Below are 25,531 nucleotides of genomic sequence, written 5' to 3' on the forward strand. Positions count from 1 at the left end.
TCAGGTCTGGCGAATGACCGTCCGAATCCGCGTCATCCCCTGTCTCGACGTGGCCGACGGGCGCGTGGTGAAGGGTGTCAACTTCGTCGACCTGAAGGACGCGGGCGATCCGGTGGAGCAGGCCAGGGCCTATTCCGATGCGGGTGCCGACGAGCTGTGCTTCCTCGATATCTCCGCCAGCCACGAAGGGCGCGGGACGCTGCTCGACATCGTCGAGCGCACCGCGGCCAATTGCTTCATGCCCTTCACGGTCGGGGGCGGGGTGCGGACTGTCGAGGACGCGCGCGCGCTCCTGCTGGCAGGCGCGGACAAGGTCGCCGTGAACAGCGCCGCCGTCGCCCGCCCGGAACTCGTCGGCGACATTGCGCAGCGCATGGGAAGCCAGTGCGTGGTCGCCAGCGTCGATGCGCGGCGTACCGGGGACCGCTGGGAAATATTCACGCATGGCGGACGCCGCGCGACGGGGATCGATGCCGTGGAGCATGCGGTCGGGCTGGCGGAACTGGGGGCGGGGGAACTGCTGGTCACCAGCATGGATGGCGATGGTACGCAGGCCGGCTACGATCTCGAACTGACCCGCGCCATTGCGGATTCGGTAACGATCCCGGTGATCGCGAGCGGCGGTGTCGGATCGCTCCGGCACCTGGTCGAAGGGGTGACCGAAGGCGGTGCGAGCGCGGTGCTGGCCGCCTCCATCTTCCACTTCGGCACGCGCAGTATTGCAGAAGCCCACGCCGCGCTGCGGGACGCCGGTCTGCCCGCCCGCGGTTAAGACCGCGTCAACCATTGTCCCGCCGTGGGACGCTGGATTGGCGGCAGTTGCAGCCGCCCGCATTGCCGGACATCGCGCGGCCCATGGAAACAGGAGCGGTCTGGCAGATTCTGGCATCGGCGGCAGCCACGCCGACGGCGGGCACCGCCATTCCCGAACCGTCCAACCTCGCGCTGTTCGGCCTCGGCCTGCTGGGCCTGCTGGTCGGACGCCAGGTAGCCAAGAGGCGGTCCGACAAGGATTGACCGTCCGCCACGGGTCAACCATGACGCGCACATCGTGGATACGCTGACCCAACTCGAACAAACCATCGCCGCGCGCCGCAAGGCCGATCCGTCGCAATCCTATGTCGCGCAGCTTCACGCCCGCGGCCTTCCCGTCATGGCCCGCAAGCTGGGCGAAGAAGCGGTCGAGGCGGTCGTCGCGTCCCTGTCCGGTGAGCGCGAGGAAATGGTGGGCGAAGCCGCCGACGTCCTCTTCCACCTTCTCGTGCTGCTTTCGGGGAGGGACATTCCCCTCTCCGACGTGCTGGCCGAACTGGCTCGGCGCGAGGGCATGTCCGGGCTCGAGGAAAAGGCAGCCAGAGCCGAGCAGGAGAGTTGAACCCATGCCGATCGATCCGACGCAGCCTTATGACGACGACAACATCTTCGCGAAAATCCTTCGCGGGGAAATCCCGTCGAACAAGGTCTACGAGGACGAATGGGCGTTCGCGTTCGAGGACATCAACCCGCAGGCGGCAATCCATACGCTGGTGATCCCGAAGGGCCGCTATGTCAGCTGGGACGATTTCAGCGAGAAGGCGACTGCCGAGGAAATCGCGGGGTTCGTCCGTGCCGTGGGCCGTGTCGCGCGGGACAAGGGCCTGGTCGAGCCGGGATACCGGATGATGGCCAATGTCGGCGCGCATGGCGGGCAGGAAGTGCCGCACCTCCATGTGCATCTGTTCGGCGGCCAGCCTCTCGGCCCGATGATCGCGCGCTGACCATCGCGAGCTGCCATCGGAATTCGTCGACCGCCAGACTCGCTTCGTCGACGGTTTACCATCTACAGCCATGTTTTCGTTGCCGGGCGAAACAGGCTTGAGCTAAGCGCGGACACCAATGGACAGGGCCCCCCATCCCCCCGGCGGCGTGATCGACGGAGCGCGTCACCTGTACGCCTTACGTGCCTATTACGAGGATACGGACCTGTCCGGCATCGTGTACCACGCCAACTACCTGCGCTGGTTCGAGCGCGCGCGATCCGACCTGCTGCGCGTCCTGAACATCGACCAGCGCGCCGCGATCGAGGCGGGCGAGGGGGCCTACGCCGTTGCCGATCTCAACATCCGCTACGTCCGCCCTGCGAAACTGGACGATGACGTGGTCATCGAAACGCGGTGCACCGAAATGCGCGCCGCCAGCGTCCGGATGCACCAGTGGGCCAGGCGCGGCGACGAATTGCTGACCGAGGCACGATTGCGCGTCGGTTTCGTTAGTCCTACCGGTCGACCCCGTCGCCAGCCATCCGAATGGCTGGAGGCCTTCCGCACCGTCCTGTCCGAAGAAGAGCCAGCATGACCTCACTGCCGTTCCTGACTGCCGCCGCCATCGAGGCCCCGACGCGCCTCGATCCGATTGAACTGTTCATGCAGGCCGACATCGTCGTGAAGCTGGTGATGCTGGGGCTGCTGGTCGCGAGCATCGTCAGCTGGATGATCATCATCGGCTTCGCCCTGCGGATGGGTGGCCTCAAGACCCGCGCCAAGCGGTTCGAGGACGAGTTCTGGAAGGCGGACGACTTCGATTCTGTGATGAACGCGCATTCCGGACGCGACCTGCCGACGGCGCGCGTCGCGGCGGTGGGAATGGGCGAGTGGCGCCGGTCCACCAAGGGCGGCGTGCGCGACCGCGACGGCGTTCGCCAGCGGCTGGCCATGGCCATGGAAAGCCAGGTCGCGGAAGAGGCGGATGTGCTGGCCGGCCGGCTCAACTTCCTCGCGACGCTGGGCGCGGTCGCTCCGTTCGTCGGCCTGTTCGGTACCGTCTGGGGCATCATGAACAGCTTCTTCCAGATCGGGGCGCAGGAAAACAGCTCGCTCGCGGTCGTCGCGCCGGGCATTTCGGAAGCGCTGTTCGCCACCGCGATCGGCCTGTTCGCGGCCATCCCGGCGGTTGTCGCCTATAACCGGTTCAGCCTTACCGTGAACGGCTTCGAGGCGCGCCTTCAACGCTTTGCCGACCGCTTCCATGCCAGCCTGAGCCGCCAGCTGGAGCGCAGCTGAGATGGCGATGGGTATGATGCATGTCGGGCGCAAGCGGAAGGGATCGCGCCGCGCCCCCATGGCCGAGATCAACGTCACGCCCTTCGTGGACGTGATGCTGGTGCTGCTGATCATCTTCATGGTCACCGCGCCGCTCCTGTCGGCGGGCGTGCCGGTCAATTTGCCCGAAAGCCGCGCGAAGGCGCTGCCGCAGGCGGAGGACCCGATCACCATTTCGATGGATGCCGATGGCGGCATCTATCTGGGCTCGGAACAGATGGACGCCGGGACCCTTCCGGTCCGCCTGTCGCAGATTGCGGCCGAGGGCGGCGAACTCCCGCAGGTGACGTTGCGCGCCGACCGCCTGCTGCCATACGGCAACGTGATGGCCGTGATGGGTGAACTCAACCGCTACGGCTTCACCCGTATAGACCTCGTCAATACGGCGGCTGTCAGCGCGCCTGCGTCAATCGGCGGTTCAGAAGGCGAGCCATAGCGCTGATGGCCATGGCATCGGCTTCCCTTCGCTGGCAGGACTGGCTCGGCCTCGCGGTCGCGGTGGTCGCGCATCTCGCGCTGGCGCTGGTGTGGCTGCTCCAGTCGCCGATGCCCGAAAAGCCCCAGGAGGAGCGGATTTCGGTCAGCTTTGCCGACACGGTCGGCTTCGACGACACCTCGCCCGATCCCGCGCCGGACAGCCGCCCCGCTGGGGCGAGCGCGCTGGAGGAACAGCTCATTCCGCCGGCCGAGTTCGTGCCGCCGCCGCCGTTGCCCGAATCCGAACCCATCCCCCGTACCGATCCCGCGCCGGCTCCGCGCCCGACGCGCAGCGCCACGCCGCGCAGCACCAGTTCGCCCCAGCCGCGCAATACGCCCACCTCCCGGCGGACTTCCAACCCGTCACCGAGGCAGACATCGACGTCCGCCCCGTCCCGGACCCAGACGCCGTCGCGCAATCCCGGCCGGTTCGACGAGGCCTTTAACGACGGCGCGGGTGCCAATCCGAGTTCGCAGAACACCTCGCCCCCCGGCCGGACCTTCGGCGCAGCGGAACAGCGGGCGCTCAGTGCCGAGATAAACCGGCAGCTCAAGCCGCACTGGCGCGCGCCGCAGGGCGTCGATACCGAGAAGATCGTGACGGTGTTGAGCTGGCGTCTCAACCGCGACGGCTCGCTTGCCGGCAGTCCCCGGGTCGTGAGCCAGAGCGGCATCAATGACGCGAACCGGGCGCAGGCGAAAATCCATGCCGAAAACGCGATCCGCGCGGTACAAAGGGCGGCTCCGTTCCGGGGGCTCCCGGACGAATTTTATTCACAATGGCAGAACATCCGCGACTGGCGGTTCGACAGAAGGCTTTGACGCTATGCGTATCGTGATCTCTCTCATCCTTGCACTCGGCATCGCCGCCCCGGCGGCGGCGCAGGACCTCGGCGCTCCGCCGCCGGCCGATGTCGAGATCCAGACGGAAGAAGAGCAGGGCCTTTCGGGCTCCGTGACCGACGAGAGCGACTGGGAAGACATCGGCATCGCCATTCCCAGCTTCGTCGCGAGCCGCGAGGAGGCGACGCCTGCCAATGCGTCCGGCACCGGCGCGCTCGCCACGGAAGTCTCCCGCGTCGTTTACAACGACCTGCGCAACAACGGCCTGTTCCGTCCCGTTGGCCCGGACGCCTTGCCCAAGCCGTCCTTCGCCAATGTGTCGGAGCCCAGCTGGGGTACCTGGACCAACCGCAGCGCCGACATGCTCGTCCACGGCTATGTCCGCCCGCAGGCCGACGGCCGGCTGACGGTCGGCTGCTATCTCTACGACGTCTCGCTGCGCAACGAGCTTGCCCGCGGCGGATGGACCATCCAGCCGAACCAGTGGCGCCGCGCCGCGCACAAATGCGCCGATATGGTCTTCTCGCGCCTCACGGGCGAGGATCCCTTCTTCGACAGCCGCATCGCCTACATCGCGGAGACGGGTCCGAAGGACAATCGCGTGAAGCGCCTCGCGATCATGGACAGCGACGGCGCGAACCACCGGTTCATCACCACCGGCCGGTCGACCGCGCTGACGCCGAAATATTCGCCCGACTACAAGCGCATCCTGTATCTGAGCTATGTCGACGGCAATCCGCGCATCTACATCTACGATATCGAGACCGGTCGCCAGACGCTGGTGACTCAGAACGACTATCCCACGCTGGCCCCGCGCTGGAGCCCCGACGGGCAGTGGATCCTGTATTCGATGTCCGTCAGCGGCAACACAGACATCTACCGCGTGTCCGCGCAGGGCGGGCCCAGCGTCAGGCTGACCGATGCGCCCGGGATCGATGTGGGCGGGTCCTATTCGCCCGACGGCAGCCAGATCGTGTTCGAAAGCGACCGGTCGGGTAACCAGCAGTGCTACATCATGAATGCCGACGGTTCGAACCAGCGCCGGATCAGCTTTAGCGGACGCTGCGCCACGCCCGAATGGAGCCCGCGCGGCGACCAGATCGCCTTTACCAATTCGAGCACGTTCAACGTCTCCGTGATGGATCCGAACGGCCGCAACGTACGCGTCCTTACCCGCGGCTGGCAGGACGAGGCCCCGACATGGGCGCCCAACGGCCGTATCATCCAGTTCTTCCGGACCGAGCGCGGAAGCGGCGATACGGCGCTGTACCAGGTCGACCTGACCGGGCGGAACGAGAGGCGCCTCCAGACCCCCGTCGACGGATCGGATCCGGCGTGGGGACCGATTTTGCCGTAACGGCGTTCCCGTAGGGCAGCTTGGGGTCGCACCCAGTTTCCACTTTGTCTCAAGGAGAGGCTCATGAATAACCGTGTTGCAATGGCAGTTCTCGTATCCGGCAGCATCGCTCTGGTCGCTTGCGGCAAGAAGGACGCTCCCGATCAGCTTCCCCCGGTCGGCGGAGAGGAAACCGTGGATACGGGCACGCAGGGTCCGGCCACATCCGGGGCGCCGGTCGTCGGTTCGCAGGAACACTTTGAAAATGCCGTGAACGGCCAGAACGTCATCTATTTCGACACCGACCGCTACAATGTGGACAGCACCGACGCTGCGATCCTTCAGGCGCAGGCACAGTACCTCCAGCGCTATCCGCAGATCACCGTCACGATCGAAGGTCACGCGGACGAGCGCGGCACGCGCGAATACAACCTCGCTCTCGGGGAACGCCGCGCCAATTCGGCCAAGAACTACCTCGTCAGCCTGGGTGTTGCCGCAAACCGCATGCGCACGGTCAGCTACGGCAAGGAGCGGCCCGTTGCGCTCGCATCCAATGAAAGCGCCTGGGCGCAGAACCGCCGCGCGGCGTCCGTCGTCATCAACTGAGCGACGCTGCAAGCGATTTAGGGAAGCCCTCTCCCGGCCGGGAGGGGGCTTTTTTATTGCGGGAGTTGCGCCACCGGACCGGCTTCGGGTCCGTGCCAGAGCGTAACGTGCGGTTGCTCCGGCAGCCCGCCGGCACCGGCGATGGCGGCGAGAAGCGCCATCGTCAGGACGGAAATCGCGGCTGCGGCGCGCAACTGGCTACTCATGGAATTTCGGACCTTCGATGCTGGATCGGCACGCCCTTGGCATGCTGCGGTGAACGCCGGGTTACGTTGCAGGAATTGCTACGCCGGTTCGGTCGCATCTCTTTCAATTCCGGGCCAGCGTCCTTAGACCGGTGGCGATGCGCATTCTGCCAACGACTTTGTTCTTCCCCGCATGAGCCGCGCGGGACGTTCCAACGACTGGGGGTTTCCCCGCTGGCGCGGCTACGGCTCCTCGCGCGAGGCCACGACGGTCCGTATCTGCGATCGGCACGGATGCGAGGAGCCGGGCGACTGCCCGGCGCCCAAGGCACCCAACAGCAACGAACGCTGGTATTTCTGCCAGGCCCATGCGGCCGAATACAACCGGAAGTGGGACTATTTCGAAGGTCTGGACAAGGCCGAGAAGGCGGCGCGCGCGAAGTCCGAACGGGCGGAAAGCGCAGGCTACGCCGAATCGCAGCATTACGGCTGGGGCGGGAGCGGCGATGGCAGCCGCAGCGCCGACGAAATGCGCGCGCTGGACGTACTGGAACTGGAATCGGACGCCGATTTTCCCACGATCAAGAAGGCCTGGCGCGAAAAGGCCAAGACGGTCCATCCGGACGTGAAGCCGGGCGACGCGGAAGCCGCGGCCGAATTCCAGAAGCTGCAGGTCGCCTACGAAGTCCTGAAGGCCGCCGAGGAGCGGCGGGAGTGGAAGGGCTGAAGAAGCCTAGGCAGCGCCGCGTTCGGCAGCCGGCACGATCCCTTCGTCGAGGACCCGCCTGAGAGCGCCGATATGATCGCTGCCGCGCTCGGCATCTATGTCCGACGTCATCACGACGGTCAGCTCTAGCGAGGGCAGGACGTAGACCATCTGTCCACCGTAGCCCCAGCCATAGTAGAGCGGATGATCGCCGCTTTCGCTGACGAACCAGCCATATCCGTAATCCTCGCCGCTCCACGGCGAGACGGCGCGCGGCGTCCAGCTTTGCGCCACCCAGCCTTCCGGCAGGATGCGGGTGTCATCAAGTACCCCGTCGTTGCGATAGAGCTCGCCGAAGCGGGCCAGGTCGCGCGGGCTCATGCGCATGTCGTTGCCGCCGAAATAGATGCCTTCCGGATCGGTGGCCCAGGCCGGGATCGATATGCCGAGCGGGGCGCCGAGCCATTCGCGCGCGAGCGAGAGTGTGTCGCGCCCCGACGCGCGCGTCAGCATGGCCGAGAGCAGGTGCGTGTTCCCGGTCGAATACAGCATCCGGCCGCCCGGCTCGTCCACGAAGGGACGGCCGAGCGCATCGGCGACCCAGTCGCGGCTGGAGACCCATGCGCCGTAATTCGCACCCGAGGTGCGCTCCAGCCCGGCCTGCATCGATAGGAGATTGCCGACCGTGAGCCGCGCGAGCCGCGGATCGGGATCGGCCGGTGCATCGGCGGAAAGCACAGAAACGACCGGCTGGTCCGTGCCATCCAGAACGCCGCGTTCGATGGCGATCCCGACCAGCGCGGACAGGACGGATTTCGATGCGGACTTGATGTTCACCGCCCGGTCCAGCGGGGCGCCGTCGTTGAACCGCCGCTCCAAGAGCGTTTCCCCGTCACGCATGATGACCATGCCATTCAACTGGGGAAGGGCTTCTGCCATCCCGATCGCGCGATCGAGCGTGGGCTGGTGCAGGCCCTGCGTGGCGACCGGCTCCGCCGAAAGGTCGGGTTCCTGCTCCGCCGCTTCTTCGGTTCCTTTAGCAGCCTGGATGGCGGTGTCGTCGCACGCGACCAGAAGCAGGGCGAATACGGGCAGGGCGGCTTTGACGGCGGTCTTCATCCCACCGAAATGGGAAGGCGAGGCGGTGTTGGCAATCCGTACCGTGCGGGCATCAGTCGCCGTATGTCAGACGGACCTTCGCGGCGGCGACCTCTGCTGCCTGCCGAGCAGTGTCCGTATCCTGTCCCGTCGCCAGAGCCACGCCCATGCGGCGATAGGGACGCGTCACGGGCTTACCGAAAACGCGGATATCCGCGCCATCGGCCATGGCGTCTGCCAGCCCGGAATAGGACACGCTGTCGCTCTCGCGGTCGGCCAGGATGACGGCGCTCGCGCCCGGCCGTGCGCGGATTTCCTGCGGCACCGGCAGACCCATGACGGCGCGGGCGTGCAGGTCGAACTCCGAAAGGTTCTGGGTCACCAGCGTGACCATGCCGGTATCGTGCGGGCGGGGGCTGAGCTCCGAGAAGATGACCTCATCGCCCTTTACGAAAAACTCGACGCCGAAGAGGCCGTACCCGCCAAGGTTTTCGACAACCTTGGCCGCCATGGTCCGCGCCGCCTCGACCGCGTCGTCGTGCATCGCCGCCGGCTGCCAGCTTTCGCGATAGTCGCCGCGTTCCTGCCGATGGCCGATCGGTGGGCAGAAGCTGACGCCGCCCTGGTGCCGGATAGTGAGCAGCGTGATCTCGTAATCGAACTCGACGAACTCCTCGACGATCACCCGCCTGCGGTCGCCGCGCATGTTGGCCACGGCGTATTCCCACGCCTCGTCCATCTGCGCCGGACCGCGGATCGTGTTCTGGCCCTTGCCGGAGGACGACATGACCGGTTTGACGATGCAGGGATAGCCGACCGTATCGCCGGCGCCGCGGACCTCCTCCAGCGACTCCGCATAGGCGAAGGCCGCCGTGCGCAGCCCGAGTTCGTTCGCCGCCAGGTCGCGGATCGCGTCCCTGTTCATCGTCATCTGCGTGGCGCGGGCGGAGGGCACCACGTGCACACCTTCGGCCTCGACCTCGGCCAGGATTTCCGTCCGGATCGCTTCCACCTCGGGCACGACGAATTCGGGCGCGTGGCGCGCGATGGCGGCGCGCAGGGCATCGGCATCGAGCATCGGGAACACGTCGGCCTCGTCTGCCATCTGCATCGCCGGGGCGTTCGCGTAGCTGTCGCAGGCGACGACATACGCGCCGAGCCGCTTGGCCGAGATGACGAATTCCCGGCCAAGCTCGCCCGAACCGAGGAGCAGGATCCTGGCGGTGTGCGCCATGCGCGTCAGACCGCTTCCAGCGCCTGCTCGAAATCGGCGATGAGGTCGTCGGCGTCCTCGATGCCGATGCTGATCCGCACGAGGCTGTCGGTGATGCCCAGTTCCTGCCGCCGTCCGTGCGCGACCGAAAGGTGGGTCATGCTGGCCGGATGGCTTGCCAACGTTTCCGTGCCGCCGAGGCTGACGGCCAGCTTGGCGACCTTGAGGTTGTCGAGGAAGCGGAAGCATTCCTCCTCGCCGCCCTTCAGGAACAGGCTGAAGGTGGATCCGGCGCCGAGGCAGTGGCGGTCGTAGATGTCCTGTTGGCGCTCGTCCTCGATCATGCCGAGATAGCCGAGCCCATCGACCTTGGGGTGCTGCTTCAGGAAAGCGCAGACCTTTGCCGCGTTCTCGCCGGCGCGCTGCATGCGCAGTTCGACTGTTTCCAGCGACCGCAGGAGCATCCATGCCGTATTCGGATCGGCGATGCCGCCCATCGTGTTACGAAGCGCCCGGATCGCATCTATGAAGCGCTTCTTTCCCGCGACGCTGCCCGCCACGAGGTCGGAATGGCCGCCGACATACTTGGTCAGCGAGTAGACGACGAGATCCGCGCCATGGTCCAGCGGCCGCTGCCAGAGCGGGCCGAGGAAGGTGTTGTCGATCGCGATCGGGCACTTGTCGGCATCGAAATGCGCGTCGCGCGCCGCTTTCACCGCTTCGATATCGACCAGCGCATTGGTCGGATTCCCCGGGCTTTCCAGATAGATGAGCGGAACTTCGCCGCCCTGCTGTTCCGCCTGCGCCTTGGCCTTTTTCATCACCTCGTCCAGCTGCTCGGAGCTGGCGCCGGCCGGGAAGTCGACATAGGTGACGCCGTACTTGGCCATCGTCTTGGCGACGAAGCCTTCCGAAGCGGCATAAAGCGGTCCGGAATGGACGATCACGTCCCCCGCCTTGCACGCCGCCAGCATGAGGATGGCGATGGCGGTCATGCCGGACGAGAAGCTCAGCGCCTCTTCCGCGCCGTCCCAGATGGCTAGCCGGTCTTCGAGAATTTCCTGGTTGGGCCCGTTGAAACGCGAATAGACGAGGCCTTCGGCACCGCCTTCGCGAAGTCCGGTAATCCCTTCGAAGTGCCGCTTTCCGGCCGCCGCACTCTCGAACGCGAAGGTGCTGGTCAGGAAGATCGGTGCCTTGAGCGATCCTTCGGACAGGGCCGGATCGTAGCCATGACCCATCATCAGCGTGCTGGGCTTCATCTGGCGCCCGTCCAGCTTGCCGATCTCCGGCTTGGGATTGCGGCGGGGGGTGGGGTTCTCTGTCGCGTCGACGGCGTCGGTCATCGTCGGGGTCTTCCTGTGCTACGCTCCCAGGAAGGCAGGAGCCGAGGGGCGCCAGAACAGGTTTCCGGGCCGCCCGTTCCTAACCTCCGCAGGAACGCATCTGCACCGGCTGGCGATTGCAGGGCGTCGATTACAGCGAGTGAAGCGGCGCTTCAACCTGCGGTTAGCAACAGTTGTTGCCGTGGGGCATTCAATGTAACTCGCGCCGGCTATTTCGGCGCGAGCACCATCAGCATCTGGCGTCCTTCCAGCCGGGGGAAGGCTTCGACCTTCGCGATCTCTTCCACATCGTCCCGGACGCGATTGAGCAGGTCCATGCCGAGGTTCTGGTGTGCCATCTCGCGACCGCGGAAGCGGAGCGTGACCTTTACCTTGTCCCCGTTCTCGATGAACTTGTCCACGTTGCGCATCTTCACATCGTAATCGTGCGTGTCGATGTTCGGCCGCATCTTGACCTCTTTGATATCCTGGGTCTTCTGCGTCTTGCGCGCGAGGTTCGCTTTCTTCTGCGCCTCGTAGCGATGCTTGCCGACATCGAGGAACTTACAAACCGGCGGGTCCGCGTTGGGGGACACTTCGACCAGATTCAGGCCGACTTCCTGGGCCTGCTCGATCGCTTCGCGGGTGTACATGACGCCGAGGTTCTCACCTTCGTGATCGATCACGCGGACCTTCGGCGACTGAATGAAATTGTCGTAGCGCGGGCCGCTCTTGATCGGCGGTTGCATGGAACGACGTGGTGGACGGGCTATGGGGCAGTCTCCTGATATTGCCTGTGACGAAAAGAGCCATCTAGGCGCGATGCTCCGGATTCGCCAGCGTTTTGCCGTCCGGCAGCCATTTTTGCGCTACGATGTAGGAATTGCCCTACGCCGCCGCGCGCCAGAGCGCAAACCGCGCGAGGCGGCCGCCGGCCGCCACAAGGGCCTCGATCGACTGGGCCGGCTGCATCGCAGAAAGGATTGCCGGGTCGGCCGCGTCCATCCCGCCGGTGTAGGTCCCGAATGCGGGCAGGATCAGCCGGCCGGTTCCATTATCGTTGCTGCTCATCACGGCGCAGGCCCGGCGAATGCGTCGGCGATTGACCGTCAGATGGAGGCGCGGGTGGAAATGGCCGGAAAGCTCGCCCTTTGTCTCGCCCTTGCGGGCATGGTGCCGCAGGACAAGGCCGCCGATTTCGAGCTCTTCCGCGATCGTGCCGCCCTGGGCCGCTTCCATGGCCGGGTCGTGATTACCGGTGATCCAAACCCAGTCGACCGCCCGCGTCAGGGCGGCCAGCATTCCGGCGGCATGATCTTCCAGCCGCACGCTGCCGGCGCTGTCGTGAAAATTATCGCCCAGCGTGTAGACCCGCCGGGCCCCCGTTTCCCGGATCGCGAGGGCGATCCGCTCCAGCGTCTCGCGCGAATCGTAGGGTGGGATCATCTGCCCGTGCCGGGCGAAGAAGCTCCCCTTCTCCAGATGCAGGTCGGCGACCAGCAGGGCGCTTTCGCGCGGCCAGTACAGCGCGTTGCCGCGTGTCAGCAGGAATTCTTCACCGGCGAACGAAACGGGAACCATGCCGCGCTCTTGCCGTAGGCGAACCCGGTTGGCAAGGGTGGCTGCATGACAGACCGGACAGACCAGTCAGCCCGCGCGCAGCAATGGTTCGAGAGCCTGCGGGATCGCATTTGCGCCGAGTTCGAGAGCATCGAGCGCGAGGCGGGATCGGATGCCGCGTTCGAGTACGCTCCCTGGGACCGGGAAGAGGACGGGAATGCCGACCCCGGCGGCGGCGTTCGGGGACTGATCAAGGGCAAGGTATTCGAAAAGGCCGGCGTCAACGTATCCACAGTGCGTGGTAATTTCAGCCAGGAATTCGCCGGATCGATCCACGGCGCCAGCGCGGATAGCCCCGGCTTCACCGCGACCGGGATCAGCCTTGTGGCCCACATGGCCAACCCGCACGTTCCGGCGGTCCATATGAACACCCGCTTCCTGACCACCGGCAAGGCGTGGTTCGGTGGCGGAGCCGATCTCAACCCGCCGATACCGTACGAGGAAGACACGCAGGAATTCCACGCGCGCTTCCGTGCGGCCTGCGCTGCCCACAACCCCACTTATTACGAACGTTTCAGCAAGTGGGCGGAGGATTATTTCTTCATTCCCCATCGCGGCGTGGCGAGAGGTGTGGGGGGAATCTTCTACGACCACCTCGAGTGCGATGACGAAGCGGCGTTCGAGAGGAATTTCGCATTCACGAAGGACGTGGGCGATGCCTTTCTCGACATATTTCCCAAGCTGGTCCGGCGCAGGATGGAAAGCAGCTTCACCGAGGCGGATGCCCGGACCCAGCTCGAATGGCGGGGGCGTTACGCCGAATTCAACTTGGTGTACGACCGAGGCACCCTCTTCGGGCTCAAGACCGGCGGCAATATCGATGCCATCCTGATGAGCCTTCCGCCCCGGGCGGTCTGGTCCTGACACATTCAGGGGCTGGCAAGTGCGGCTCCATCATGTAGTTTCATCCGAAATCCACCGCAGAACGGACTGACTTTCATGCGCATCATCGCTTCGCTCTTCCTCGCCGTGCTGGTTGCGGCCTGCAACGTACCGGGAGGTGCCGAGAGTTCGGAACGCGCGCCGATCGCGCCTCTCCTGACGAGCGAGCAGGCGTTCGACGACCAGACGTTCGCCCGGCCGCAGGAGGCGCGGGTGACGCATGTCGATCTCGACCTGGCGATGGACTTCGATGCGAAAACCATCGGCGGCCTTGCCACGCTGGACGTACTGGCTGCTGATGACGCACGGGAAATCGTGCTCGACTCAAACGGGCTTCAGATCGCTGGTGTCACCGATGCGGACGGCAATGCACTGCAGTTCGAAATGGGCGAAACAGTGGAAGGCAAGGGAGAGCCGCTGACGATCCAGTTGCCCGAGCAGCGCCTTAAACGCGATGCCGACCTGGCCGAAGACGAACTGGCGGCCACCCACCGCATCCTGATCGAGTACACGTCCTCCCCGCAGGCCGAAGCGCTGCAGTGGCTGAGCCCGGAGCAGACCGCCGGAGGGGATCATCCGTTCGTGTTCAGCCAGGGACAGGCGATCAACAACCGGACCTGGATCCCGACGCAGGACAGCCCCGGCATCCGCCAGACCTGGGAAGCGACCGTATCCGCCCCCGAGCCGCTCAACGTGGTGATGAGCGGTGTGGTGCAGGGCGATCCGGTTTCCGAAGAGGAGGGGCGCCGCGATTTCCGCTTCGTCATGGACAAGCCGGTTCCGCCTTATCTTATCGCGATCGCCGCAGGCGACATCGAATTCCGCGAATTGGGACCGCGCTCCGGAGTCTGGGCCGAACCGGAAATGATCGACGCGGCAGCCGAGGAACTGGGCGATACCGAAGAGCTGATCGATGCCGGTATCGACCTTTTCGGCGAATATCGCTGGGGTCGCTACGACATGATCGTCCTGCCGCCGTCCTTCCCGTATGGCGGGATGGAAAACCCGGTGATGACGTTCCTCACGCCGACTTTCATTGCCGGCGACAGGTCCAACAACGGGCTGATCGCGCACGAACTGGCACATAGCTGGTCGGGGAACCTCACCACATATGCCAGCTGGCGTGATGGCTGGCTCAACGAAGGGGTTACTTCCTACATTGAGAGCCGCATTACCGAGCAGGTCTACGGCAAGGAACGGGCCGAGCAGGAATACGCGCTGAGCTACGCCTCGCTTGAAGAAGCGGTCGAAGAGGCAAGCGAAGACAACCCCACCACCGCCATGCGATCGCCGGACGAGATCAGCCCGTTCGACACCGTCGGCCCCGCCATCTACGACAAGGGTACCGTATTCCTGCGAACCGTCGAAAACATCGTCGGGCGTGAAAAGTTCGACGCCTGGCTGACGCAATGGTTCGACAGCCATGCCTTCCAGCCCATCACGTCCGAGATGATGCTGGCCGACATGCGGGAAAACCTGATCGGGGACGATACCGAACTCGAAGAACGGCTGATGCTGGACGACTGGGTGTACGGCACCGGAATTCCCGCCAACGCGCAGGCACCCGATCCGGCAGCGTTCGCCGATGCGGATGCCGCGGTGCAGGCGTATTCGGTCGACGGTACCCTGCCGGAAGCGCAGGAGTGGAAAGGCTGGACCGCAGCGTCGCAGCGCCGCTTCCTTGAAGAATTGCCGCAGGACCTGTCGGACGAGCAGCTTGCCGAGCTCGACACCGCATTGGGCCTTTCGAACGCCGGCAACAACGAAGTGCTGTTCCTGTGGCTCGAAGCTGCCTTGCGTAACGAATACGATCCCGCCGTGCCGCAGGCCGAGAGGTTCCTGGCACGCGTCGGCCGCAACAAGTTCGTCAGTCCGCTTTTCACGGCACTCAACGACACCGAATGGGGCAAGCCGATCGCGCGGCGCATCTACGACCAGACGCGCGGTGGCTATCACGCCTACACCCGCAGCAGCGTCGACGAGACGCTGGGTTACGAAGCGCCGGGGCAAGAAGCGCCCTGAGTTTCGACGGGAGCACATCATAAGTGTTCAGGGCAAGCGCATGTTTGCGCTTGCCCTGACACGCTGCATTGCACACATTCCGTACTGCGATGCTGCGCCAGTACGAACTAGTTGAGCGGGTCAAGGAATATGACCCGGACGCCGACGAAGCGGCGCTGAACCGCGCATACGTCTACACCGTCCAGAAGCACGGCAGCCAGAAGCGGGCCAGCGGCGACCCCTATTTCAGCCACCCGGTCGAAGTGGCCGGCCTGATGACCGATCTCAAGCTCGATCAGGAAACGATCATGACCGCGCTCCTCCACGACACGGTGGAGGACACGCTGGCAACGATCGACGACATAGAGGCCAATTTCGGCACCGATGTCGCGCGCCTGGTCGATGGCGTGACCAAGCTCAGCAAGATCGAGCAGATGCCGGAGAACGAGCGCGCGGCGGAAAACCTGCGCAAGTTCCTGCTGGCCATGAGCGAGGACATTCGCGTCCTTCTGGTCAAGCTGGGCGACCGCCTGCACAACATGCGCACGCTGCATTTCATATCCAATCCGGAGAAGCGCCGGCGCATCGCGCGCGAGACCATGGATATCTACGCCCCGCTGGCGGAGCGGGTCGGCATGTACGAATACATGCGCGAAATGCAGTTGCTGGCCTTCGAGCAGCTGGAGCCGGAAGCCTACAAGACGATTACCGGCAGGCTGGCACAGCTCAAGATGCAGGATGGTGGCCAAGTGGACGCCGTCGCGCTGGCGATAAAGCAGGCGCTGGCCGAAGCGGGACTGCAGGTGGAAGTTTCCGGGAGGGAAAAGCATCCCTATTCGATCTGGCGGAAGATGGCGGAACGTCACCTGCCGTTCGAGCAAGTGACGGATATCTTCGCGTTTCGGGTGGTGTGTGCCGATGTCGGTGACTGCTACCGCGCGCTCGGGGTCCTGCACCAGGTCTGGCAGTTCATTCCCGGCAAGTTCAAGGACTACATCTCGACGCCGAAGAACAACGGATACCGTTCGCTCCACACCTCGCTGATCTACGAGAATTCGATGCGGGTAGAGGTGCAGATCCGTACGCAGGAAATGCACCGGACGAACGAGTTCGGCCTAGCCGCCCATTGGGCGTACAAGCAGGGCGACAGGCCGGACGGTCAGGTCGGCTGGCTGCGCGAATTGCTCGACATCGTGGAACAGAGCCACGATCCGGACGAGCTTCTCGAACACACGCGCCTCGCGATCTATCAGGACCGGATTTTCGCGTTCACACCGAAAGGAGCGCTGTTCCAGCTGCCGAAGGGCGCGACGGCGGTGGATTTCGCCTACGCGGTCCATACCGATCTCGGTGGACAGACGGTGGGGGCGAAGATCAACGGCCGCCACATGCCGCTCCGAACGCCGCTCGGGAACGGCGACGTGGTCGAGATCATCAAGGGTGAGCGGGCCGAGCCCCAGCCGTCGTGGCTCGGCTTCGTGGTGACGGGCAAGGCGCGTGCCGCCATTCGCCGCGCGGTGCGACAGAAGGAACGCGCCGAGGTCGCCGAGATCGGCAGCAAGCTGTTCGAAGAGATTGCCGACCGGGTGCCGGCCAAGATCGGGAAGAAGGCAATCCGAGAGGCGCTGAAGCGGCTCGACATGGAAGAGCCAGAGGACCTGATGTTCGCAGTCGGCGCCGCGAAGCTCACCGATCGTGAAGTCATGGAAGCGCTCGTGCCGGGCTGCACTGCCGAAATGGATGCCGAGCAGGCGGGCGACTGGACGAAGCGCGAACATGCCATATCCATCCGGGGACTTACGGCTGGGGTGGGCTTCGAGCTCGGCGAGTGCTGCCATCCGGTGCCCGGCGATCGCATCGTGGGCCTGCGCAACCCTGGCGAACTGGTCGAGGTTCACACCATCGACTGCATCGAACTCGCCAGCGGTATCGATTCCGACTGGCTTGACCTTTCATGGGGCGAGCAGTCGGTCGGGGCGACGGGACGTCTGCGCGCCACCCTGTACGACAGGCCGGGCGCCCTCGCTGAAATGGCGAGCATTTTCGGACAGAACATGGCGAACATAACCGCGCTCGAACTTTCGCAGCACGAACATCCTTTCGGCGTCTACGAGGTCGATCTCGAAGTGCAGGACGTGGCGCACCTCACGCGCATCCTCAGTGCTTTGCGCGCCAGCGATGCGGTGGCTCAGGCCGAGCGCGTCTGACGTGGCCTTCACCGGTATTGATCACGTCCAGCTCGCCATCCCGGATGGCGGTGAAGACCGCGCGAGGGCATTCTTCACCGGGCCGCTCGGCTTTTCGGAAGTCCGCAAACCGGACAACCTGTCAAAGACGGGCTGCTGGTTCGAAAGCGGATCGGTCAAGGTCCATATCGGCGTCGATGCGGACTTCCACCCGGCCGCGAAGGCACACCCCGCGCTGATGACCGACGATCTGGGCGCCCTACGCAAACGCCTCGAAGAAGCCGGCTACGCAACGCACGACGACAACCCCGTGAAAGGTTTCGACCGGTTCTTCACCTTCGATCCGTTCGGAAACCGAATCGAGTTCATGCAGAAGATCTAGCCCGCCGCACTTTCGGCAATTGCCCGTACGGGCACCGGGATGTTGCAGATGTCCGCTCCTCCCGCAGGGACGTTGAAGAATGGATCGCGCCGGTTTGCGCGTGCCTCGGTATAGCGCAGGAACGTGCTTCCGTCCGTATCAAGATACTCGAATTCCGGTCGTCGGTCCGCGGGCAGATCGCTCGCGACGCGAACCGACCGGATGGGCGTACGCAGGGACGCTTCCTCTTCGGTGTAGAACCCCAGTGGCCCCGATCCGCGCGTCAGGCTGGAAAGATGCTCAATGCCCGCAATTATCCGCCCGACCAGAGCGATGTTCCGATCGAGATGGCGGGGCGCCTGCCCGATCACCGTGTAGAGTTGCGAACCGTCCCCGGTATTCGGCGACAGGTCACGTCCGACGCCGACCATGCCGTAGCAATGCACCGGCCAGACCTCGTCCGGGACGAAGGCGCCCTGCGTGAACCCGTCGATCGGGTATTCCCGGTCCAATTCGTAATTCATGCCCACGGGAAAGCCGGCAGCGAAGCCGACATATCCGGCATAGGGGTCGGAGTAGTCGGGCGGTTCCGGCGCTTTCATGTTTCGCGCCATCGGTGCGTTCGGCCTGATCGCGGGGCCGCGGCCCCAGCGGTCGTAACTGTATTCGAACATGCCAGGGGTGAAGGGCGCGGTGTACGCTTCTTCGCCCATGGCCCGCAGGCCTTCCGGCACCGGTTTCTCGACACCGCCCGTGCCGGGATCGGGCTGTCCCCATTGCACGACGTAATTGTCCTGCACGCGGTTGACCGAACTGCCTTCCCAGTATCCCGTACGAGCCAATGTCCGCACGTTCTCGACCCAGCCCTGGCTGAAGGGGGCCGGCATCAGCTGGATGACGACTTTTCTCTCGGTTCCGTCCGCCCGCGGCGCAAGTTCCATGACCACAAGATCGTCTGGAGCGATGGCGATCCACTCGTCCGCGCCTGCCTCGGCGACGATTTCCCCGGGTGACGGGGCGGCATTATCGGGTTCCTGTGCCGCCAGCGGCAAGGCGATGGCGGCGGCGGCGATGGCGATGCTCTTCATGTCATGTGGTCTGCCACGAACGGTCGCGAGGTGAAAGGCCGACAGTCGGCAAGCACACCAAAAGCCCCTTTCCACGCGTTTTCGGGGGCGGAAAGGGGCTTCTCGGCGATGTTCGCAGGGAATGCCATTCCGCGCAGCATCGCCTTGGCTGGTTCTCGTTTACGCTCGGGCACGAGAAGCGGTTCCCACCCGCGAAATCGCGACTGCGCTTCCTGCCTTGCGAAGCGTTGCCATCGCCGCTAGGGCCGCGCCTTCCCGACAGGTCGGCCGCTCGCGGCAAGGCAGCACGGGATGCGGAGCGGTGGCCGAGTGGTCGAAGGCGCACGCCTGGAAAGTGTGTATACGGTAACCCCGTATCGAGGGTTCGAATCCCTCCCGCTCCGCCATAATCCGAGGAACCCCGTATCCTCGCTTCTCTGGCATATAGCCTGAAAAAGTTTGGCAGGCCCTTGCGGGAAGACGGATCGAGTGGGTAGTCCTACTGCCTCAGGGTTGCCAATAGCTCCGGAATTCTGCGCGCGGGTCGTTCTCCACCCTCAGGTCCTGATCGAAGATCATTGTGGCGCGTTCGGGTGCCGAGTACGATTTCCATTCGGGCACATGCTCGTTGTTGGGATCGCCGTTGGCTGCGAAGGCCGCCCAGCTCGAGGCGATGGCCTTGGCCAAGGCGTTCGCTTCGCCGCTCGAACCGTTCAAGGCACCACGCGTGTTGTAGAGGCTGGGTGCGACGTCGATGCCATGGACCGCGCCAAAACGTCCGTCGGCTGCCGGGCTGGGTTCGGTCCAGAGATATGCCCATACGGGCGCACCGGGCTGTTTCGCCTTGAGTTCGGCCTGTGCGAAGGCACCCTTGCGGAAGGTCAGGTCGGAATCGAGCCGCGCGGCGAGGATGAAGGCTTTCGCATCCGGGTCTTCGGCGCGGTAGGCCGCCACGGCTTCCTCCGCCCGGTCGCCGAGCCGCTCTCTAGCGAAGGCGACCAGCCCTGCTTCGTCCATCGCGAAATCGCCCATGCGGTACGATCGCTCGTCCAGTACCGAGGATACGATCATCGGAACGTCAGCGGAAATTGCGGGCGCATCGGGTGACCAGGGATGGCGGGGCAACGCGATACCGTCGACCACCGGGGCGAAGGATCCCGGAGCCTCGCCCCGCGCGCGGTCGGCAGCTTCCAGCTTGGCCTGCGTTTCGAGCAGGACGGTCCACGGTACATCCTGGAGCCTACGCACGTCGCCCGGTGCGATTTCGAGCGCGTCCATAAGGCGCCTCGCTGTGGCGCTGGCCATTTCGGGCGGCATCATCCGCAGGGCAGAACCGCTCATCACCCCTGCGCGGTGGAAGAGGCCCTTGCCGCCGGGCATGGCCATCAGCACGCTCGTCTTCGCGCCTCCGCCCGACTGGCCGTAGACCAGCACCCGGTTCGGATCGCCTCCGAAGGCGGCTACGTTCTCGCGCACCCAGTCCAGCGCGGCCACGATGTCCTGCATCCCGACGGTGCCGGATGTGGCGAAGTCCTCTCCGCCGAATTCGGCCAAGTGGAGAAAGCCGAACGCGCCAAGGCGGTGGTTGACCGCAATCACCACGCAGTCGGAAAAGCGCGCCATCGCTTCCCCGTCCATGCCTACCGAATTCCCCGAACCGGAATAGAACCCGCCGCCGTGCAGCACCACGATCACCGGCTTTTTCGCGTTCGTATCGAGACCGGGCGACCACAGGTTGAGGGACAGATTGTCCTCACCCATTCCGGAGGGATTGCGATCGACCATGATGAGGTCGGCATAGGTGTGCCGCCGGTCGCCTGGAATTTGCGGAGCCACGTCGGTCCAGTGGAGAGCATCGCGCACGCCCGGCCATTGTTCGATTGGCTGCGGCGGCATGAAGCGGTTGGCGCCGGACGTGTCGGCGGCATAGCTCACGCCACGAAAGATCGAGACGCCGCCCGATTCCAGTCCTCGCAGCTTGCCATGTGCCGTCTCGACGATCGGGAACATGCCCGCCGCGAATGCTGGCCGCGCCATGGCGGTAGCGCCGAGCGCAAGTGCCGATCCGAGTGTCTGTCGTCGCGTCATCATCCCCAGTCTCCCAATAAGGTTCTTACATCGTGTGCTGCTGACACTAGAACCAATTGGTCTTGCGTGTTAAGTCTTTTTCGTAAATGCGGTATGTCACGAAGCACGGGCGATCAAACGCGAATGGTTTTCGTTAGAAATCCGGGTTCCTTGCTCGGTGAGTATATCGCGAAGGGGAGAGGCAGGATTTGGACCGAGTACGGATCTCGCGCCGGGAGGTGCTTGCCGGGGCGGGCGCGGGGGCCGTGGCCCTGATGGTCGCGCCAAGCTCTCTTGCGGTGGAACCGATACGCGTCCGGCTGGAGCCACAGGTCGACTCGCGACAGCGCGCCTGGGCCAAAACGCACCTGCGCGGTTTGATGAATCTCTTCCTGCCCACCTTCCGTGAAGACGGGCATACGCTGGATGAGGAAGCGATCCGGCACGACGTTCGCCATGCGATCGCGCAAGGATTTTCGGGCACGCTTCCGATGATCAACTGGACTGTGCCCGGCGATCCCAGATGGGCCCAATTCCATCGCATCCTGATCGAAGAGGCGGGCGGCGACCTGCCTGTCCATGCCATCCTTGCCAGCGGAAAGGTCGAAGCGGACTTGCGTCTTCTCGCCAGGCTGGAAGAGCTGGGCGTCGAACTGGTGCTGCTCGCGTCGTCCTATCCTTCCGACAGCAGTGCCGACCAGCTGCACGACCTGATGGCGCGACGAATCACGGCGACACCGCTTCCCGTCATGCTCTATGCCGCAACCGGGCGGCGAGCCTTCCCGGCGCTGGGACCGGAGGGCCAGCCGATCGATGTCTACGACCGGATTGCCGACCTCGAGAATGTCGTCGGGATGAAGATCTCGCAGCCGGTCTCGCTGACGTCGACCGTGCAACTGTGTCAACGTCTCGGTGACCGGATATCGATGGGGCCCGTCAACCTCGACTTCCTGCCTGCACTCGCGCGAGATTTCGAAATCGCCTGGAGCGGACAGTGGAATGCGGAGGCGGTGCAAACCCCGGAAAAGCAGATCGGAAACCGATGGCTCGCAGCATCTGCAGCGGGTGACATGGAACAGGTCGATACACTCGCGGGTGAAATCCGACCTGCGCTGGCGCACTTCTTCGCGCTGCAGGCACCGGTGATCCGCGCCGGGGGCCATCCCTGGCAGCACAACCGCTATTACCAGTGGCTTGCAGGCGGCAACGGGGGACTGCTTCCCGACGATCCGCATGCGCCCCAGGGTGCGATCCCCGTACTCGATGCGAAAGCACGCGCCGCAATGCGCGCCGCCTATCGCGCGTCCGGTCTCGAGCCGACCGACGCGCCCGAAGAGCAATTCATCGTCGGCCGGGCGGCGTGGGCACGCGGAGTGCGCGCCTCCGACCTGACCGCTTTGCCGAACTATTCGCCAGATTAGGACATCAGGGAGAGGAAAATGACGATACGCACACTCTGGATGGTTCTTGCCGCCGCCGGTACGCTCGGGCTTGGCGCATGCGTGACAACCGAAAACGGCGTCCCGACGTCCGTGTCCGAAGCCGCGCCCGTACTCCAGACGGACTTTGGCCCGGTTGCCGGATCGCGCGAAGGCGCGACCGGCTCGGTGAACGTTTTCCGCGGTGTTCGCTACGCGGCATCGACCGAGGGGATGCGTTTCCAACGTGCAGTCGACCCGCAGCCCTGGGTGCAGCCAGCCGCGGCGACCGCGTTCGGAAGCGAATGTCCGCAGCGACCGATGGGCGAGGTACCGGTTTTCCAATCGTGGGAGAATTCGGTCGGGACGAGCGAGGATTGCCTGTTCCTCAACGTCTGGACCCGGGGCCTCGGCGATGGAATGAAGCGTCCGATCATGGTCTGGCTGCACGGTGGCGGCTACGTAACTGGCTCCGGATCCAGCAATGGATACGATGGATCGCGGCTGGCGGAGCGCGGCGACGTGGTCGTCGTCACGCTCAACCATCGGCTCAATTCTCTCGGCTATTCCTATCTCGGCGATCTGACCGACGATCCGCGCTATGCTGACAGCGGCAACGTTGGCAGCCTCGATATCGTGAAGGCCCTGGAATGGGTGCGCGACCATGCGGACGAGATCGGCGGGGATGCCGACAATGTGACGATCTTCGGCGAGTCCGGTGGGGCCGCAAAGGTGTCCACCCTGATGGGCATGGAGGACGCGCGGGGCCTGTTCCACCGCGCAATTGCGCAATCCGGTTCGATGTCGCTTGCGGGGTTCACGCCCCGTGTCGCCACGCCCTTGGCGAAAGACCTGATGAACACCGCCGGCGTATCGAGCGTCGACGAACTGGCAGCGATGCCGATCGACGAACTGGTCGATGCGATGATGGAATCGCGCACGAAAGGCGCGTTCTATCGCCCGGTGGTCGACGGCCGCTCCCTCAAGCGCCAGCCCTATACGCCCGACGCTACCCCGCTTTCAGCCGATATCCCGCTGCTGGTCGGTACCAACAACAATGAAATGCGATTGCAGGGCGGGCTCGGCAGTCCGGAGAACTTCACGCTGACGTGGGAAGAGCTTCCCGCGAAGCTGGAAGCCTTCACCGGCGATGCGGATGTGGAGGAGATCATCACCGGCATGCGCGCGGCGCATCCGGATTACGATGCCAGCGACGTGTTCTTCCAGGTCGCCACCTTCCGTAACTATCGCGGCACGGCGCTGCTGCAGGCGGAGCGCAAGAGCGAGCAGAGCGCGCCTGTCTACATGTACCGGCTCGACTGGAAGACCCCGGTCGAAAGCGGAAGGCTGGAGACCCCGCACGCGCTCGACATCGCTTTCGTGTTCGACAATGTCGCGCGCTCCACGAGCTTCACGGGGCCCGAAACGGCAGAGACCAGGCGTATGGCGGACCTGATGGCCGATGCGTGGATATCCTTTGCCCGCACCGGCAACCCCAACACGGCCGCCTTGCCGCAATGGCCGGCCTACGACACGCAAGGTCGGGCGACGATGATCTTCGATCTCGATCCGCAAGTCGTGAACGACCCCGATGGCGAGGAGCGCGTGCTGCTGCAGCGCCTCCTGCCGGAAGGGCGTGGCCTGTGAGGCGGCCCTGTATCCTGATCGGCGCGCTTGCCCTTTCCGCTTGCGCCACAACCGGTGACGTCGGTGCCGATCCGGTGGTGCGAACAACATCGGGAGCGTTGGAGGGATCGCTTGAAGACGACGCCCTAGTCTTCCGGGGCGTGCCCTACGCCAAGCCTCCGTTTGGCGATCTGCGTTGGCGCGCGCCGGAGCCGATCGTTTGGGACGGGGTGAAGCCGGCGAAGAGCTTCGGCCCTGCCTGCCTGCAGCCGGTGAACGATGACGGATCGCCCAATCCCGGTGGTTATGCCGGCCCCGTGTCCGAAGATTGCCTGAGGCTCAATATCTGGGCCCCGTCGGGTGCCCGCAAGGCGCCGGTGATGGTCTGGCTGTTCGGGGGCGGCGGCGTGGTCGGTTCGGGCAATCTTCCGACCTATCACGGCGATGCCTTTGCGCGCGACGGCGTGATGCTGGTGACGATCGATTATCGCCTCGGCGGGCTGGGCGGCTGGGCGCATCCCGCACTGAGTGCGGAAAAAGGGGATGGTCCGAACGCGAACTACGCGCTGATGGACGCCATCGCGGCGTTGCGCTGGGTAAAGGAGAATGCCGAGAGGTTCGGAGGCGATCCCGGCAACGTCACGCTTTTCGGCGAAAGTGCCGGCGCGACGATGACGGCCAATCTCGTGACGTCGCCCTTGGCCGAAGGTCTGTTTCAGAAAGCGATCTTCCAGTCGACCGGATCGCTGCCGACGCCCGGCACTCCGCTTGCACAGGCGGAGGCACGTGGCGAGGCGTCCGCGGCGGCACTGGGTCTGCCCAATGCGACCGCCGAGCAGCTTCGTGCCCTGCCGGCAGAACGCTTCCTGTCCGATCGCGCCGCCGCCTTCGGCTTGCGCACGATCATCGACGGGACGGTGAAAACCGCTTCCATCATGGAAACCTTCGAAGCCGGGCAGGAACACGACGTGCTGCTGATGCTGGGCACCAATTCGGACGAAGGGCGGCTGGTCGGCACGCAGCGGATCGCCGAACTGGCCGAAACCGGCACGCCCGTGTTCCAGTATTTTTTCGACTACGTGCCCGAAGCCTTGCGAGAGCGCGATCCCAACGGCGCACCGCATGCGGGCGAACTGCCCTTCGTATTCGAAACTCTGGCGACCTACCAGTTGCTGCCGCAGGGTCCGAGTGCAGAGGATACGCGCGTCGCATCGCTGGTGCATTCCTGCTGGGTTGCGTTCGCCAAGGCCGACACCGCCGCCACCCGGCTCGATTGCGGCGGCGACTTTACCTGGCCGGCGCGGAGCAAGAGCAACGACCATGCGGTCGCCTGGCTGGGGGCGCAGCCGCGTATTGTGCCGGCCGATACGCTACGGTCGCCGCCCAACGGTGCTGAGCCCGGACGGACGTGGCGGGACGAGGACTGAGAACCAAAAT

Annotated in this window: 26 protein-coding genes and 1 tRNA gene; 19 read left to right on the forward strand and 8 right to left on the reverse strand. The window is 64.8% G+C overall.

What is annotated here, in order from left to right:
• Positions 1 to 13: 13 nt before the first annotated feature.
• The 10 genes from hisF (at position 14) to pal (ending at position 6,339) form a co-directional block, all read left to right on the forward strand.
• On the forward strand, positions 14 to 772 hold the full coding sequence (hisF, locus tag AB1K63_RS00235; protein ID WP_366957872.1) for an imidazole glycerol phosphate synthase subunit HisF: 759 nt from the start codon (positions 14 to 16) through the stop codon (positions 770 to 772).
• 83 nt (positions 773 to 855) lie between these two features.
• Entirely contained in the window at positions 856 to 1,017 is a 162-nt protein-coding gene (locus tag AB1K63_RS00240) for a PEP-CTERM sorting domain-containing protein (protein WP_366957873.1), read from the forward strand.
• Positions 1,018 to 1,048: 31 nt separating this feature from the next.
• On the forward strand, positions 1,049 to 1,375 hold the full coding sequence (locus AB1K63_RS00245) for a phosphoribosyl-ATP diphosphatase (RefSeq protein WP_366960615.1): 327 nt from the start codon (positions 1,049 to 1,051) through the stop codon (positions 1,373 to 1,375).
• Between the two features lie 4 nt (positions 1,376 to 1,379).
• The gene (locus AB1K63_RS00250) at positions 1,380 to 1,757 is read left to right on the forward strand and encodes a histidine triad nucleotide-binding protein (protein WP_366957874.1); all 378 of its coding nucleotides are present in this window, start codon (positions 1,380 to 1,382) and stop codon (positions 1,755 to 1,757) included.
• 118 nt (positions 1,758 to 1,875) lie between these two features.
• Positions 1,876 to 2,334 carry a YbgC/FadM family acyl-CoA thioesterase gene (locus AB1K63_RS00255; protein WP_366957875.1) on the forward strand — a complete coding sequence of 153 codons (459 nt, stop codon included), beginning with the start codon at positions 1,876 to 1,878 and terminating at the stop codon, positions 2,332 to 2,334.
• Positions 2,331 to 3,038, forward strand: coding sequence for a protein TolQ (gene tolQ, locus AB1K63_RS00260; RefSeq protein WP_366957876.1), 708 nt, complete (start codon positions 2,331 to 2,333; stop codon positions 3,036 to 3,038). Before AB1K63_RS00255 ends, tolQ begins: the two co-directional genes overlap by 4 nt.
• A 1-nt stretch (position 3,039) precedes the next feature.
• Complete coding sequence (locus AB1K63_RS00265) at positions 3,040 to 3,513, forward strand: ExbD/TolR family protein (RefSeq protein WP_366957877.1); 474 nt, start codon at positions 3,040 to 3,042, stop codon at positions 3,511 to 3,513.
• A 5-nt stretch (positions 3,514 to 3,518) separates the two neighbouring features.
• Entirely contained in the window at positions 3,519 to 4,376 is an 858-nt protein-coding gene (locus AB1K63_RS00270; RefSeq protein ID WP_366957878.1) for an energy transducer TonB, read from the forward strand.
• A gap of 4 nt (positions 4,377 to 4,380) precedes the next feature.
• Positions 4,381 to 5,754, forward strand: coding sequence for a Tol-Pal system beta propeller repeat protein TolB (gene tolB / locus AB1K63_RS00275; RefSeq protein ID WP_366957879.1), 1,374 nt, complete (start codon positions 4,381 to 4,383; stop codon positions 5,752 to 5,754).
• A gap of 63 nt (positions 5,755 to 5,817) precedes the next feature.
• Positions 5,818 to 6,339: a peptidoglycan-associated lipoprotein Pal gene (gene pal / locus AB1K63_RS00280; RefSeq protein WP_366957880.1), complete on the forward strand. Its 522-nt coding sequence runs from the start codon at positions 5,818 to 5,820 to the stop codon at positions 6,337 to 6,339.
• A 53-nt stretch (positions 6,340 to 6,392) separates the two neighbouring features.
• On the opposite strand, the gene AB1K63_RS00285 is transcribed toward pal, so the two are convergent.
• Positions 6,393 to 6,545: a hypothetical protein gene (locus tag AB1K63_RS00285; RefSeq protein ID WP_366957881.1), complete on the reverse strand. Its 153-nt coding sequence runs from the start codon at positions 6,543 to 6,545 to the stop codon at positions 6,393 to 6,395.
• Between the two features lie 172 nt (positions 6,546 to 6,717).
• On the opposite strand from AB1K63_RS00285, the gene AB1K63_RS00290 reads away from it, so the two are divergent.
• Positions 6,718 to 7,251, forward strand: coding sequence for a J domain-containing protein (locus tag AB1K63_RS00290; RefSeq protein ID WP_366957882.1), 534 nt, complete (start codon positions 6,718 to 6,720; stop codon positions 7,249 to 7,251).
• A gap of 6 nt (positions 7,252 to 7,257) precedes the next feature.
• On the opposite strand, the gene AB1K63_RS00295 is transcribed toward AB1K63_RS00290, so the two are convergent.
• The 5 genes from AB1K63_RS00295 to pdeM form a co-directional block, all read right to left on the reverse strand.
• Positions 7,258 to 8,349 (reverse strand): serine hydrolase, encoded by a 1,092-nt coding sequence (locus tag AB1K63_RS00295; RefSeq protein WP_366957883.1) that lies wholly within the window; start codon positions 8,347 to 8,349, stop codon positions 7,258 to 7,260.
• 52 nt (positions 8,350 to 8,401) lie between these two features.
• A complete protein-coding gene (purT, locus tag AB1K63_RS00300; RefSeq protein WP_366957884.1) occupies positions 8,402 to 9,562 on the reverse strand; it encodes a formate-dependent phosphoribosylglycinamide formyltransferase in 1,161 nt (386 codons plus the stop codon).
• A gap of 5 nt (positions 9,563 to 9,567) precedes the next feature.
• Positions 9,568 to 10,887 (reverse strand): cystathionine gamma-synthase family protein, encoded by a 1,320-nt coding sequence (locus AB1K63_RS00305; RefSeq protein ID WP_366957885.1) that lies wholly within the window; start codon positions 10,885 to 10,887, stop codon positions 9,568 to 9,570.
• 209 nt (positions 10,888 to 11,096) lie between these two features.
• Positions 11,097 to 11,615 carry a translation initiation factor IF-3 gene (infC, locus tag AB1K63_RS00310; RefSeq protein WP_366957886.1) on the reverse strand — a complete coding sequence of 173 codons (519 nt, stop codon included), beginning with the start codon at positions 11,613 to 11,615 and terminating at the stop codon, positions 11,097 to 11,099.
• Between the two features lie 139 nt (positions 11,616 to 11,754).
• On the reverse strand, positions 11,755 to 12,447 hold the full coding sequence (pdeM, locus tag AB1K63_RS00315) for a ligase-associated DNA damage response endonuclease PdeM (RefSeq protein ID WP_366957887.1): 693 nt from the start codon (positions 12,445 to 12,447) through the stop codon (positions 11,755 to 11,757).
• A gap of 45 nt (positions 12,448 to 12,492) precedes the next feature.
• Here pdeM and hemF point away from each other — a divergent pair, with 45 nt between their 5' ends.
• The 4 genes from hemF to AB1K63_RS00335 all read left to right on the forward strand — a co-directional run bounded on the left by hemF (position 12,493) and on the right by AB1K63_RS00335 (position 17,937).
• Positions 12,493 to 13,350 carry an oxygen-dependent coproporphyrinogen oxidase gene (gene hemF / locus AB1K63_RS00320; RefSeq protein WP_366957888.1) on the forward strand — a complete coding sequence of 286 codons (858 nt, stop codon included), beginning with the start codon at positions 12,493 to 12,495 and terminating at the stop codon, positions 13,348 to 13,350.
• Positions 13,351 to 13,425: 75 nt separating this feature from the next.
• Entirely contained in the window at positions 13,426 to 15,390 is a 1,965-nt protein-coding gene (locus AB1K63_RS00325) for a M1 family metallopeptidase (RefSeq protein ID WP_366957889.1), read from the forward strand.
• A gap of 89 nt (positions 15,391 to 15,479) precedes the next feature.
• Complete coding sequence (locus tag AB1K63_RS00330) at positions 15,480 to 17,576, forward strand: bifunctional (p)ppGpp synthetase/guanosine-3',5'-bis(diphosphate) 3'-pyrophosphohydrolase (protein WP_366957890.1); 2,097 nt, start codon at positions 15,480 to 15,482, stop codon at positions 17,574 to 17,576.
• Positions 17,548 to 17,937, forward strand: coding sequence for a VOC family protein (locus tag AB1K63_RS00335; protein ID WP_366957892.1), 390 nt, complete (start codon positions 17,548 to 17,550; stop codon positions 17,935 to 17,937). Before AB1K63_RS00330 ends, AB1K63_RS00335 begins: the two co-directional genes overlap by 29 nt.
• Here AB1K63_RS00335 and AB1K63_RS00340 read toward each other — a convergent pair.
• On the reverse strand, positions 17,934 to 19,004 hold the full coding sequence (locus tag AB1K63_RS00340; RefSeq protein ID WP_366957893.1) for a peptidylprolyl isomerase: 1,071 nt from the start codon (positions 19,002 to 19,004) through the stop codon (positions 17,934 to 17,936). The genes AB1K63_RS00335 and AB1K63_RS00340 overlap by 4 nt on opposite strands.
• A 295-nt stretch (positions 19,005 to 19,299) precedes the next feature.
• On the opposite strand from AB1K63_RS00340, the gene AB1K63_RS00345 reads away from it, so the two are divergent.
• A tRNA-Ser gene (locus AB1K63_RS00345) sits at positions 19,300 to 19,390 on the forward strand.
• Between the two features lie 100 nt (positions 19,391 to 19,490).
• On the opposite strand, the gene AB1K63_RS00350 is transcribed toward AB1K63_RS00345, so the two are convergent.
• Positions 19,491 to 21,074, reverse strand: a complete 1,584-nt coding sequence (locus tag AB1K63_RS00350) for a carboxylesterase family protein (protein WP_366957894.1) — start codon at positions 21,072 to 21,074, stop codon at positions 19,491 to 19,493.
• A gap of 356 nt (positions 21,075 to 21,430) precedes the next feature.
• Between AB1K63_RS00350 and AB1K63_RS00355 the strand changes: the two genes are divergently transcribed.
• From AB1K63_RS00355 to AB1K63_RS00365, 3 genes are all read left to right on the forward strand, one after another.
• On the forward strand, positions 21,431 to 22,471 hold the full coding sequence (locus AB1K63_RS00355; protein ID WP_366957895.1) for a dihydrodipicolinate synthase: 1,041 nt from the start codon (positions 21,431 to 21,433) through the stop codon (positions 22,469 to 22,471).
• Positions 22,472 to 22,489: 18 nt separating this feature from the next.
• Positions 22,490 to 24,115, forward strand: a complete 1,626-nt coding sequence (locus AB1K63_RS00360; RefSeq protein WP_366957896.1) for a carboxylesterase family protein — start codon at positions 22,490 to 22,492, stop codon at positions 24,113 to 24,115.
• Between the two features lie 77 nt (positions 24,116 to 24,192).
• Positions 24,193 to 25,521 carry a carboxylesterase family protein gene (locus AB1K63_RS00365; protein WP_366957897.1) on the forward strand — a complete coding sequence of 443 codons (1,329 nt, stop codon included), beginning with the start codon at positions 24,193 to 24,195 and terminating at the stop codon, positions 25,519 to 25,521.
• The last annotated feature ends 10 nt before the right edge of the window (positions 25,522 to 25,531 follow it).

Source organism: Qipengyuania sp. JC766 (assembly GCF_040717445.1).
Lineage (GTDB): Bacteria > Pseudomonadota > Alphaproteobacteria > Sphingomonadales > Sphingomonadaceae > JC766.

Coding starts and splice junctions, on each gene's coding strand:
- hisF (WP_366957872.1), top strand. CDS start 14: ATGACCGTCCGAATCCGCGTCATCCCCTGTCTCGACGTGGCCGACGGG.
- AB1K63_RS00240 (WP_366957873.1), top strand. CDS start 856: ATGGAAACAGGAGCGGTCTGGCAGATTCTGGCATCGGCGGCAGCCACG.
- AB1K63_RS00250 (WP_366957874.1), top strand. CDS start 1,380: ATGCCGATCGATCCGACGCAGCCTTATGACGACGACAACATCTTCGCG.
- AB1K63_RS00255 (WP_366957875.1), top strand. CDS start 1,876: ATGGACAGGGCCCCCCATCCCCCCGGCGGCGTGATCGACGGAGCGCGT.
- tolQ (WP_366957876.1), top strand. CDS start 2,331: ATGACCTCACTGCCGTTCCTGACTGCCGCCGCCATCGAGGCCCCGACG.
- AB1K63_RS00265 (WP_366957877.1), top strand. CDS start 3,040: ATGGCGATGGGTATGATGCATGTCGGGCGCAAGCGGAAGGGATCGCGC.
- AB1K63_RS00270 (WP_366957878.1), top strand. CDS start 3,519: ATGGCCATGGCATCGGCTTCCCTTCGCTGGCAGGACTGGCTCGGCCTC.
- tolB (WP_366957879.1), top strand. CDS start 4,381: ATGCGTATCGTGATCTCTCTCATCCTTGCACTCGGCATCGCCGCCCCG.
- pal (WP_366957880.1), top strand. CDS start 5,818: ATGAATAACCGTGTTGCAATGGCAGTTCTCGTATCCGGCAGCATCGCT.
- AB1K63_RS00285 (WP_366957881.1), bottom strand. CDS start 6,545: ATGAGTAGCCAGTTGCGCGCCGCAGCCGCGATTTCCGTCCTGACGATG.
- AB1K63_RS00290 (WP_366957882.1), top strand. CDS start 6,718: ATGAGCCGCGCGGGACGTTCCAACGACTGGGGGTTTCCCCGCTGGCGC.
- AB1K63_RS00295 (WP_366957883.1), bottom strand. CDS start 8,349: ATGAAGACCGCCGTCAAAGCCGCCCTGCCCGTATTCGCCCTGCTTCTG.
- purT (WP_366957884.1), bottom strand. CDS start 9,562: ATGGCGCACACCGCCAGGATCCTGCTCCTCGGTTCGGGCGAGCTTGGC.
- AB1K63_RS00305 (WP_366957885.1), bottom strand. CDS start 10,887: ATGACCGACGCCGTCGACGCGACAGAGAACCCCACCCCCCGCCGCAAT.
- infC (WP_366957886.1), bottom strand. CDS start 11,615: ATGCAACCGCCGATCAAGAGCGGCCCGCGCTACGACAATTTCATTCAG.
- pdeM (WP_366957887.1), bottom strand. CDS start 12,447: ATGGTTCCCGTTTCGTTCGCCGGTGAAGAATTCCTGCTGACACGCGGC.
- hemF (WP_366957888.1), top strand. CDS start 12,493: ATGACAGACCGGACAGACCAGTCAGCCCGCGCGCAGCAATGGTTCGAG.
- AB1K63_RS00325 (WP_366957889.1), top strand. CDS start 13,426: ATGCGCATCATCGCTTCGCTCTTCCTCGCCGTGCTGGTTGCGGCCTGC.
- AB1K63_RS00330 (WP_366957890.1), top strand. CDS start 15,480: ATGCTGCGCCAGTACGAACTAGTTGAGCGGGTCAAGGAATATGACCCG.
- AB1K63_RS00335 (WP_366957892.1), top strand. CDS start 17,548: ATGCGGTGGCTCAGGCCGAGCGCGTCTGACGTGGCCTTCACCGGTATT.
- AB1K63_RS00340 (WP_366957893.1), bottom strand. CDS start 19,004: ATGAAGAGCATCGCCATCGCCGCCGCCGCCATCGCCTTGCCGCTGGCG.
- AB1K63_RS00350 (WP_366957894.1), bottom strand. CDS start 21,074: ATGATGACGCGACGACAGACACTCGGATCGGCACTTGCGCTCGGCGCT.
- AB1K63_RS00355 (WP_366957895.1), top strand. CDS start 21,431: ATGAATCTCTTCCTGCCCACCTTCCGTGAAGACGGGCATACGCTGGAT.
- AB1K63_RS00360 (WP_366957896.1), top strand. CDS start 22,490: ATGACGATACGCACACTCTGGATGGTTCTTGCCGCCGCCGGTACGCTC.